Source organism: Acinetobacter sp. UBA6526, assembly GCF_002434875.1.
Lineage (GTDB): Bacteria > Pseudomonadota > Gammaproteobacteria > Pseudomonadales > Moraxellaceae > Acinetobacter > Acinetobacter venetianus.
Map to the genome: position 1 here is coordinate 1 of NZ_DJLC01000018.1, position 10,773 is coordinate 10,773.

The following is a 10,773-nucleotide window of genomic DNA, read 5'->3' on the forward strand; positions in this document are numbered from 1 at the left end:
CTGCTAAACGATGTGCGGGGGTTAGACGTCTCGGGTTTAACTCAAAAACTTTGTTTGCAATAAATAAACTATAGAACCGATATGCAATGCTATAAACACAGACTGCAGCGAGGACGAGCCAAACAGCATTAACATGCTCACCACGACTGATAGCCAATATCCCAAATGAAATTGCCCCGACAATGGCAACCAAACTCCATAGGAGTTTTGAGGGAAGTGTTGACTTTGCTTGTGTTGTCTCCATTCAAAACCTCTCGAATACATAACTTGTGGTTATTGTGATTTCCCTTTCTATATTTTCTGTAGAAGAAATATCTTTGTTAGCTTACCTGTTATAAAAAATGATTTATCTAATACTTTGGCATAAAAAAAGGACGATTCTTCATCATCCCTTCGATAATCGTATACTTTGTGTTTAACGATTATGCACGCTCTAAATAGTCACCAGTACGAGTGTCTACACGAACGCTTTCTTCTTGCTGTACGAATAATGGAACACGTACCACAGCACCTGTTTCAAGTTTCGCAGGCTTACCGCCACCGCCTGAAGTATCACCACGAACACCAGGATCAGTCTCAACGATTTTAAGTACAACGAAGTTTGGCGGGCTTACTGTTAAAGGCACACCATTGAATAACATAATTGTACATTTTTCATTTGAATCGTCTTTTAACCATTTTGCAGCATCGCCCATTGCTGTTTTGTCAGCAGCGATTTGCTCAAAAGATACAGGATCCATGAAGTTCCACATTTCGCCATCGTTGTAGAGGTAATCCATTTCAACTTCTACAATATCAGCTGCTTCTAAAGAGTCACCTGACTTAAATGTTTTTTCTAATACTTTACCAGAACGAAGGTTACGTAATTTCACACGGTTAAACGCTTGACCCTTACCTGGTTTTACATATTCATTTTCCATGATTGAACATGGGTTGCCATCAAGCATAACCTTAAGGCCTGCTTTAAAATCATTTGTAGAATAATAGGCCATGAAAGGCGCACTCCAAACTTAAAACTCAAATCTATTAATGTTAGACTGGGCGCACAGCTTCGGCTAACACTATTTTAACGTATGGCATGATAAACTATTTACATCAAGAGCAAAACTGGCAATCACAACTCAGTGACCTAATTACTGATCCTCTAGAGCTGTTAAATTTACTTGAGCTATCTACCGATCAGCTATTATCAGGTGCAATCCTTGCCTCTGAACAGTTTAAATTACGCGTACCTCGTGCATTCGTCGGAAAAATGAACATCCGCGATCCTCTCGATCCATTACTTCTACAAGTACTCCCCCACCATTTGGAACTTGAAGATTATCCTGAGTTTGTCACCGACCCTTTAGGTGAGGAAGCCGCAAACCAAATGGCTGGGGTGCTGCATAAATATCAATCACGTTTTTTGCTTACCTTGACTGGAGCATGTGCGATTCACTGTCGTTATTGCTTTCGCCGTCATTTCCCTTATCAAGAAAATCTACCTAAAAATGATGATTGGGAAAATATTAAGCAGTATATTGAACAAAATCCGCATATTAATGAAGTGATTTTAAGTGGTGGAGATCCATTAACGCTGAATAATCGAAAAATAGCGTTATGGTTAGAACGTCTAGCATCTCTCCCCGAGATCAAAATATTGAGAATTCATTCACGAGTTCCTATTGTTATTCCAAATCGGATCGACGACGAACTGATTTCTATATTAAAAAACAGTAGGCTACGCATTGTAGTGGTGGTACACTCAAATCATGCAGCTGAACTTGATGACTTTACCTGCTCAAAGTTATTACAGTTATCACTACATCATATAACAGTGCTAAATCAGGCAGTTTTACTCAAAGGTGTGAATGATTCTGCAGAAACTTTGAATGAATTAAGTCTTCGTTTATTTGATGCACGAGTAATGCCTTATTACTTACATGTATTGGATAAAGTAAAAGGTGCTCAGCACTTTGATTTAGATTCTTCAAAGATAGATCAAATATATAGTGATGTATTAGCGAGTTTGCCGGGATATTTAGTTCCTAAACTCGTCAGGGAAATTGCGGGCGAAAAAAATAAAACACCGCTTTTTGGGGTTCAAACGTTCTGAGATTGATTACAATGATGAATAATGCATTTTCGGATATTTTTCAAATTCCAACTGTTCTCACACGGGACAAACTCAGCTTTTGTGATGCAAATACCAAAAGTATAAATGAATGGATTTCAACACTCTCCATCATGCAATTAGGCGACACATCTAAAGCCTTATTTGCAGCACTGTTAGAATTAAGTGAATTAGACTGCCCTGAGACGCTACGTTTCGATTTGATCCAAGCACTTCATCCAACGATAGAAAACGTCTTAGGCAGCCTTGAGAAAAACTTTTTTAATCAAGGTGTGATTAGCTCAGATCGCAATGAACACATTATTGAATTAGCTATGTTGTTGCGTTGCTACTTCGCTGCAATTTACATCAATATTGTACGACGCAGTAATGATCAAATAGATCATCAAAAGTTTTCTATCTTCGCGCTCAATCAGAAAAAAAATCTACAAACAGCAAGAACACTCGCCACATTTCAAGCTTTACAGCAACTTACTCAACTCTTATATCAACAACATATGCTCTATAGTGAGCCTGTTGCTGGCCAGTGGCTCATTGCACATCAACTTTATGATGCAGCGATTACGCACAAATATCAGCATACCAACATAGAACAGACCTCAGGTAAGCCAAGTTTAAACAATATCAGTCAGGCATATGCTCAACTGATTTTGATGGATATTTTTAATACCAATCAAATACGCCAATCAGAAATTCAAGCCTTATTTCAATGTAGTTTTGACTGGGCCAAAATGGTTCAGTTATTACCAAAAGAAACTGATTTAACCAAATATGTCGTTGATACAAGCAAAGATCACCCACCGATTTATAATAAAAAGCAAAGTTCTGGTTTTAATCCAAATATTTTCATCAGTACTCACGGTTTACTTGAACACGTTACTGCGACTTTACATAAAAATGCAGAATATATTTCCAAGAATGAGAAAATTTATCTAACACCTGCATTAAAGTTCCACGTACAAACCATTTTAGGCACAACTGCTGAACGACGCCACGAACGATATGAATATTCAGCTCAGCTTCATATTTGCTTTGGTTTACTGACCGCTCACTTTTACTTATCGAAAGCAAAAAATTTCTCAGAAACATTAATGCTTGAACATGGGTATGGCTTACAAAGCGAATCTAAGTTTTTATCGACATGGGATAAAAAAGAGTCTTCAGGTAACCAAGAGTCCTCTATTCAAAGACTAAGCAGAGAAAGTAAGGCTGTTTATCAAGCTGATATTCTTGATATTAGTGTTAACGGTTACCGTATTAAATGGTCAGGAGAAGCACCTAAAAACTTAAGAACAGGTGAATATATTCTTGTGAAAGAAACATCTCATGGGCATTGGCGTGGAGGTGTAATTCGTTGGTTAAAGCAATCAACTGAAAAAAGTTTAGAGTTAGGTTTAGAAGTATTGGCGCAAGAGATATTCCCATGCGCCGTACGTATCCAATCTGATCGTCATGTAAGCAACTATCATCCAGCACTTTTATTAAAAAACCAAAATTTGGATGAAACAAAAACAACTTTAATTTTACCAGGTTCACAAATTTTTAGAGAACAGCAAGCTGTTCATTTACGATTGGGGAAAGAGGAAGTAAAAGTGTATTTATTAACGGCACAGCTAATTACCCAGAGCTTTATTCAATTTGATTTTGAACTATTGAATGATGAAGAACAGCCTGTTCTACAAAAATTCATGGCACAAAATAATATGGATACAAATGATCAAGATCTATGGGAAGCATTGAAGTGAGAAATTCTTTACTCTCTAAAAAGTTAAAACGCACAGAAACACGCTTATTAATTATTGATGATAACCAACTCCGTTATAATCAAGTCTTAGAAATATTCGCCTCACAAGATCATCAGGTGAAAGCAACACTACTAGATGACTTCAAAGCTTTTGAAAAACAACTCAACTTACCTTGGGACATTGTCATTTTTGGGCGTGCCTACGATTTAAAAATTGAACAAACACTGTCCTTAATTCAAGCATCAGCTCAGCCAAGCTTGCCCGTTTTATTATTAGAGCCAGAAAATTACAGTGCTGATCAATATCAAAGCTACATTCATAAAGGCATTTATGATGTCTTAAACCTAAAAGCACCTGAAGCGTTCTATATCAGTATTGTTCGTGCCCTCTCATACAGTCGTTTAGTTCAAGCTGAACATCGTTTATTGAATGAATTAGAGGCCGCACAAACTCAAGCACAATCCTTAGCTGCTGAGAGCCACAAAGCCGTTGCTCTTTTGCAAGAAGGTATTCACATGAGTGCCAATGCAGAATATGCAAATTTATTTGGCTTCAACAGCGAAGATGATCTGATTGGTTTACCAATTCTTGACGTTTTACAACCAGAAGATTTAGCTCAATTTAAGCTCCGCTTTAAAAAGATTTCACAAGGTCAATTTGAGCATGGGCGTTTTGAACTTCATACTCAAAATCCAACCGTCAAGAATAATCCTTTGCAAGTCGAGTTTATTCCTTCTGGCGATGAAGATGAAATTCAACTCAATATCGAATGTGGTTCATCAATTAGTATCTCAACACCTACTAGTTTAGTTGCACCAGCCGTAGCAGAGAAAGTTTCAAGTCTAAATACTGCCTTACAACAGATTAATCGCCATTTAACCAACCACCCCGCGAATGTAAATGCTTTAGTTTTATTTAGTTTAAATCACTGCCCAAATGAGGTTTTCCAAAATGACTGGCGTGGAACTAAAGCGTATTTTTCAAACATTCAAAACTTCATTAAAGAGCAAGTAAATATTCCAATCTATCAGATTGAAAAATCACTTCATGCAGGTTTACTACAAGCCGAATCAAAAGAAGTTTTAAATTCACTATTGATTGGTTTAAACAGCCTACAAAAGCCGCAGTTGCTAGCGACTGAACAATACACCTTCCCTTTACAGTTAAAACTGGGATATAGCGAACTTCCCAAGCAAATAAATGATGAAACTGCATTCGAGCAAATTTTGACGAAAGCATTCTCATCACAATTGCCAACATTGAATACACCAAAAATTGATGCTGACATTGGTCTCACTACAGAACATATTCCAAAGGCTGTTCAATTAACATTATTACAAGAGTTAAAACAAAAACTTGATACTGGCGATATTCATCTGAAATATCAGCAGCTCTATGACAAACAAGATCAATATACGCATACCTATGAAGTCACTGGTGGGTTTATTCATAACAATCAGTGGCAGGATTTAAATGATCTTGGCGATTTAAAAGATGATCCTGAGTTATCTGTACAATTAGATCGCTGGATTTTGGTTGAGGCTTGTAAGCAATTACATAACTTCATTACCCAATATCCGAAAGCTAAACTCGTTGTTAACCTCAATCATCATATTTTGTTGAATGATAAAAAACTACCTGAATTAATTGCAAAATTACTCACCATTATTGGAAGTAAACAAGCACATCCATTAATTCTTCAGTTCTCAGAATTGGCTTTACAACAGAATTTATCTCAAGCACAACCTCAAATCGCTTTACTTCGTCAACACGGTGCTGAAATTTCTATCCGTAACTTTGGTAATTCACTGTATAGCGAATCCATCCTCAATCAGATTGATACACAATATTTGAGCTTCGATAATAAGCTAACCAAGCAATTGGCTTCAGATAAAGATATGGCTACGCTGCAAGAAAAAATTCTACATTTCATAGGAATAAAATCTGTAGAAATTCTCTTAATTGATCTGAATGATATGAATCTTTTTGCGAATGCATGGAATGTTGAAGCGCGTTTCTTACAAGGTAATTATTTCCAGAAGAAACTTGACCGCTTAACTGATGTACAAGACCAATAGTCCACGTTGAGGAGTTTGATGACTCCTCACCTTTTATTAAGGTAAAGCGTAAACTTAAGGGCACAAAAAAACGGGCAAATTGCCCGTTTTTTCTTTCTTGGTATTAACGTTTGATAGAACGTGACATACCAGAGAAACGTTGTTTGAACTTGTCGATACGACCGCCAGTGTCCACATTCTTTTGTTTACCAGTGTAGAATGGGTGGCAAGCTGAACATACGTCTAGGTAAATAGTTTCTTTACCAAGCGCAGATTTAGTTTCGATTACGTTACCACATGAACAAGTAGCAACTAATTTTTCGTATTTTGGGTGAATATCGGCGCGCATGGTCGATGCTCCTAATTAACAAGAAAGGCTTAAGCTGTTATCGCAATTGATCACTCTCAAAATGAGGAAAGCAAAGTTATTCAACTTGCAGATCAACACCATAACAGACCATTTCTTTTGACCCACCGAGACCTTTAAGATCAGAGCAAAGCCAACAAGTGGTGAGCATTATACGCCAACAAATCAAATTATGCGAACTATTCTTGCTTCGATTTTGCCCAATGATTCGCAATTACACCACACACCATTAACTGGATTTGGTGGAAAATCATGATAGGTAAAACAATCATACCTAATGGTTGGCCAATAAATAAAATTTGCGCCATGGGTACACCACTCGCTAAAGTTTTTTTAGAACTACAAAAGAAAATCGTCACTTGATCAGCACGATTAAAGCCCAGCCATTTCGGTAGATATAAAGCAAGCAACATCACAATCGTTAAAAGAACCGAACAAGCAAGTACCAGATAAAGCAAAGTGACCCCATTCACCTGATGCCATAGACCTGCTACAACAGCGCTGCTAAATGCACCGTAAACCACCATCAATATTGAGCCTTGATCGAATGCTTTCACTAAGCTTGGTACTTTTACCATCAATGGGAAAATATAAGGCCTTAATAATTGCCCCAAAATGAAAGGAACTAATAGCAATAAAGTAATTTGAATAATAGATTTTGTTGGATCAAAACCATGTTGGCTCTGACCTAAAATGAAATAGCTCACTAAAATCGGTGTAATGAACATACCGATGATATTGGAGAAAGAAGCACTACACACCGCTCCAGCGACATTACCTTTTGCAATCGAAGTAAAGGCAATTGAAGACTGCACTGTTGATGGCAAAAAGCACATAAACAAGAAGCCCCAATAAAGCTGCTGGCCTAAAAGTGGCTCTAAAATCGGTTTAGCAACTAATCCGATCACTGGAAAAATAAGAAAGGTAAAAGCAAAAACTAAAGCATGCATTTTCCAATGTAACATGCCTTCCACAACCGCTTCGCGAGAAAGCTTCGCACCATGTAAGAAGAAAAGTATTGCGATTGCAGCGGTCGTTAAAATATTGAAATAGGATGCTAGTTGGCCTGAAACAGGCAGAAATGTTGCGAGTAACACCATCGCAATCAAGAATATTGTAAAGCGATCCAATGCCAAAAGTTTCAACATAACTTTTTCCTATTCACCCACTAATTATGATAAAGCCCAATATAATATTGTTGACCATTTGATCAACACATCATACTGGGCTATATAAATAATGCTAGCGCTTTTAAATGAGAATTCTTCAGCTTAAGATGAATTCAAATTAGTTATTACGTGCATTTTTATCCTGTTGAATTAATTCAACCTTGTAACCATCAGGATCTTCAACGAATGCTATTACCGTTATGCCACCTTTCATTGGTCCAGCTTCACGCACAACTTTACCACCACGCGCCTTGATGTCTTCACATGCTTTATAAGCATCATCAACACCAATCGCAATATGTCCGTATGCATTACCTAATTCATAACTAGATGTATCCCAGTTATGGGTGAGTTCAAGCACCGTATTGTTTTCTTCGTCGCCATAACCAACGAAAGCCAAAGTAAAACGCCCTTCTTCATAATCACGTTTGCGTAGCAATTTCATACCAAGCACTTCAGTATAGAACTTTAAAGATTGCTCTAAATTGCCTACTCGTAGCATCGTATGTAACATGCGCATATTTATTCACCTGCCTGTTGTGTTGTTTGGTTCTCATGGTCACGTAAAAGTTTTGCAACCCAAACCACAAGAATTAAAATAGGTATACCAATTAAAGTTGTCATCAAAAAGAAATTCGGATAACCGATATTGCTGACAATTGTGCCCGAATAACCGCCTAACAGTTTTGGTGTTAAGGTCATTAATGAGCTGAAAATGGCATACTGAACCGCTGTAAATGAAACACTGGTTAAACTCGATAAAAATGCAATAAATGCGGCACCAGCTAAACCAGAAGCTAAATTATCCATAATGATGGCCATATAAAGCCATAAGGAACTATAAGTTTTGATGACTTTACCTGAAAGCTCAACTGAACCTTGCTGATCAGGACTTATGACCGCAACGGGTTGAATGTCAATATCCAAAGCAGAGTTCGCTGGAGCTGTTGTATTGATTTGATATTGTCGTGTAGCCAATAACTGATTGCCGTTATTATTTGTCAAATTCGCTAAAGCTGTAATTGTTCTAGTTGATGATACTTGTAAAGCCTTACCATCAATTACACCATTAAATAAGCCACTCTGATCAACTTTTGCGACAAACTCTTGCCCATCTAATTTTAAGACGACAGGCCGCTCAGTATCTAAATCTGTTATGGATACATTAGCCAACTGCCCTTTGACAACCAAACTTTGCTTCAATTCATTTGCGGTTAGCTGATCATCACTGCTAATCGGCAACAATTGAATTTGAGGCTGCGTTGTTTCAATCAAATATGGAACTTCAAGTTTGATTTTTGAGTCAGCCTGATTTTGATATTGAGTGCTTACTTGTACCGAGTGAGCATTTAACAATTCTTGATTCGGTACTTGTAATTTCCAATATCCGACTTCATCAGTTTTTACTTGATAATGTTTATCCCCGATTTGCAATTCAACTTGATCAAGCGGCTTACCAGACTTTACTAGACCAATAAAAATCAAATTGGTCGAACTCGCTAAAACAGCACCAACAAACATGAGCTTCATAATATTCATGCGTTGTGCTAATAAGCCACCTAAGAAACCACCAACCAAACTGAATAAAACACCATAAATTTTAACCGCTTCAGCAATCTGCTCTTTACTGAAATTTAAATCTTGATAGAACACATTCGAGATTACACCCGCGATAATGTCTGAAATACGGAAAAAACCGATCAGCAATAAAAGTACAAGTGCAAGCTTCACACCATACCGTTTAAAGAAATCTAAAATCGGTGCAACCCAAGTTTCCTTTGCCATTTGCTGATTTACAACACCTGCTTTTACCAACCCAAAACCGATCAATAAAGCCGTTGCTGTTGCAGTTAAAAATCTTAACGCCTCTAAACCAAATAAGGCTGCTGTATCTTTGATAGCAGCAACCTTTGAAATTGCTTCAGTTACATTACCCGAATAAATATAACTCACCACGAATGTTGCAACAGCAATAAAGAAAACAAAAACCAAGCGGTAATAATCTGTGGTTTTATAATGCTTATAAACGCGATTAACCTGAGGTTCACGGATACTGAGTGTTGTGATGATACCGATTGCCATCACGGCTGCCATCGCTAAGTAAGTATATTTCCAAGCCTCGTAAATATAATTACCTTTTGCTGTACCCAAATAGGCTGCTAAGAATAATGCCCCAGCCCCAGCAACAATCATCCCAATTCGATAACCTGCATTGTATGTTGAAGCTAACACTGTCTGCATTTCTGTTTCAGCAAGCTCAATACGATAGGCATCAATCACAATGTCTTGGGTAGCAGCAGAGAAACCAAGTAAAACTGCTCCAGCCGCCATTTGAATTAAATAGCTTTGCCCAAGCGCTGGATCAGAAAAGGCCATAATACAAATAGCACAAATAATCAAACACTGTGCAATTAACAGCCAAGCACGTCGACGACCTAACAACTTCGTCAAAAATGGTACAGGTAACTCATCAATCAATGGTGCCCAAACAAATTTAAATGAATACCCTAATGCAGCCCAACTAAAAAAAGTCACTGCACTTTTATCAATACCAGCCTCACCTAGCCACAATGATAAGCTAGAAAAAATCAATAGAATTGGTATCCCCGCAGAGAAACCAAGAAATAACATGATCAGAGCACGGCGATCTAAAAAAGCTTTAAATGCAGCTGCCCAACCAGAGGCTTGAGTCGTCATTGCTTATTATTTTCCATGAATATGCGTGAATGTGCTTATTCAATCGTTTCTTGTGATTGCTTGCAAGTTGCTTTATGCAACCATTGTTTTGTTTTGTCGATAAAAAACACAAGTTCGCTTGATCTTTAGACCTAAAACTGTATACCTTTAAGAGAGTCGATTGATACTTCAAATATGCTTGCAACCTAGTTCAAAAATAAAGCAAGTTTTTGTCAGTCATATAAGCATATCTGGAATATCAAATGACCAAACCCTCAACTAACGTTTATTTGTTGGATAGCAATGACCCAAAAACTCGATCAAATGACTGCAACAGCTTTATCATCAACACCAACAAACACGATTACAGCAACACTTAATTCATTCCCAAGCGCTTTTGAACAGACGGAAATCAAACCAACACTAATTAAAACAGCTTTAAAATCAGAACAACTGACACATATTCCAGATTTATTAGAAATTCCAAGCTCGACTAGACGTATCAAACCGCTCAATAATTTTCTTGGGCAAGATCGTGCACGCGCGTCTGTTGAGGCTGGTATTTCTTTACCTTATTCTGGCTACAACATATTTGCAGTCGGTACAGCAGGGCTAGGCAAACGCACAATGATTAAACGTTTGTTAC

9 protein-coding genes and 1 pseudogene are annotated in these 10,773 nt (G+C 37.6%); 4 read left to right on the forward strand and 6 right to left on the reverse strand.

Features of this window, described 5'->3' with window-relative positions; genetic code table 11:
* Both B4237_RS01605 and efp read right to left on the reverse strand, forming a co-directional pair.
* Nucleotides 1-244, reverse strand: a 244-nt coding sequence (locus B4237_RS01605; protein ID WP_286940987.1) for a carbon starvation CstA family protein, incomplete at its 3' end; no start/stop codon positions are given.
* 178 nt (nucleotides 245-422) lie between these two features.
* Nucleotides 423-992 (reverse strand): elongation factor P, encoded by a 570-nt coding sequence (gene efp / locus B4237_RS01610; protein ID WP_004652839.1) that lies wholly within the window; start codon nucleotides 990-992, stop codon nucleotides 423-425.
* A gap of 86 nt (nucleotides 993-1,078) precedes the next feature.
* Here efp and epmB point away from each other — a divergent pair, with 86 nt between their 5' ends.
* The 3 genes from epmB to B4237_RS01625 are packed head-to-tail and all read left to right on the forward strand — an operon-like array spanning nucleotide 1,079 to nucleotide 5,936.
* Nucleotides 1,079-2,095: an EF-P beta-lysylation protein EpmB gene (gene epmB, locus B4237_RS01615; protein WP_278595909.1), complete on the forward strand. Its 1,017-nt coding sequence runs from the start codon at nucleotides 1,079-1,081 to the stop codon at nucleotides 2,093-2,095.
* 11 nt (nucleotides 2,096-2,106) lie between these two features.
* A complete protein-coding gene (locus tag B4237_RS01620) occupies nucleotides 2,107-3,858 on the forward strand; it encodes a hypothetical protein (RefSeq protein WP_061526751.1) in 1,752 nt (583 codons plus the stop codon).
* Nucleotides 3,840-5,936 carry an EAL domain-containing protein gene (locus B4237_RS01625; protein WP_278595908.1) on the forward strand — a complete coding sequence of 699 codons (2,097 nt, stop codon included), beginning with the start codon at nucleotides 3,840-3,842 and terminating at the stop codon, nucleotides 5,934-5,936. Before B4237_RS01620 ends, B4237_RS01625 begins: the two co-directional genes overlap by 19 nt.
* A 103-nt stretch (nucleotides 5,937-6,039) precedes the next feature.
* Here B4237_RS01625 and rpmE read toward each other — a convergent pair whose 3' ends face one another.
* The 4 genes from rpmE to B4237_RS01645 form a co-directional block, all read right to left on the reverse strand.
* Nucleotides 6,040-6,264 (reverse strand): 50S ribosomal protein L31, encoded by a 225-nt coding sequence (rpmE, locus tag B4237_RS01630; RefSeq protein WP_005231378.1) that lies wholly within the window; start codon nucleotides 6,262-6,264, stop codon nucleotides 6,040-6,042.
* Between the two features lie 197 nt (nucleotides 6,265-6,461).
* Nucleotides 6,462-7,430, reverse strand: a complete 969-nt coding sequence (locus B4237_RS01635; RefSeq protein WP_278595907.1) for a bile acid:sodium symporter family protein — start codon at nucleotides 7,428-7,430, stop codon at nucleotides 6,462-6,464.
* A gap of 139 nt (nucleotides 7,431-7,569) precedes the next feature.
* The gene (gene gloA, locus B4237_RS01640; RefSeq protein ID WP_278595906.1) at nucleotides 7,570-7,971 is read right to left on the reverse strand and encodes a lactoylglutathione lyase; all 402 of its coding nucleotides are present in this window, start codon (nucleotides 7,969-7,971) and stop codon (nucleotides 7,570-7,572) included.
* Between the two features lie 2 nt (nucleotides 7,972-7,973).
* Nucleotides 7,974-10,148 (reverse strand): AmpG family muropeptide MFS transporter, encoded by a 2,175-nt coding sequence (locus B4237_RS01645; RefSeq protein ID WP_374974083.1) that lies wholly within the window; start codon nucleotides 10,146-10,148, stop codon nucleotides 7,974-7,976.
* Between the two features lie 282 nt (nucleotides 10,149-10,430).
* Between B4237_RS01645 and B4237_RS01650 the strand changes: the two are divergent.
* Nucleotides 10,431-10,773: pseudogene (locus tag B4237_RS01650) on the forward strand (AAA family ATPase); the annotation flags it as partial.

What these genes read in the sequence shown, in the direction of transcription:
- efp (WP_004652839.1), bottom strand. Translation starts at nt 992, where the DNA reads ATGGCCTATTATTCTACAAATGATTTTAAAGCAGGCCTTAAGGTTATG.
- epmB (WP_278595909.1), top strand. Translation starts at nt 1,079, where the DNA reads ATGATAAACTATTTACATCAAGAGCAAAACTGGCAATCACAACTCAGT.
- B4237_RS01620 (WP_061526751.1), top strand. Translation starts at nt 2,107, where the DNA reads ATGATGAATAATGCATTTTCGGATATTTTTCAAATTCCAACTGTTCTC.
- B4237_RS01625 (WP_278595908.1), top strand. Translation starts at nt 3,840, where the DNA reads ATGGGAAGCATTGAAGTGAGAAATTCTTTACTCTCTAAAAAGTTAAAA.
- rpmE (WP_005231378.1), bottom strand. Translation starts at nt 6,264, where the DNA reads ATGCGCGCCGATATTCACCCAAAATACGAAAAATTAGTTGCTACTTGT.
- B4237_RS01635 (WP_278595907.1), bottom strand. Translation starts at nt 7,430, where the DNA reads ATGTTGAAACTTTTGGCATTGGATCGCTTTACAATATTCTTGATTGCG.
- gloA (WP_278595906.1), bottom strand. Translation starts at nt 7,971, where the DNA reads ATGCGCATGTTACATACGATGCTACGAGTAGGCAATTTAGAGCAATCT.
- B4237_RS01645 (WP_374974083.1), bottom strand. Translation starts at nt 10,148, where the DNA reads ATGACGACTCAAGCCTCTGGTTGGGCAGCTGCATTTAAAGCTTTTTTA.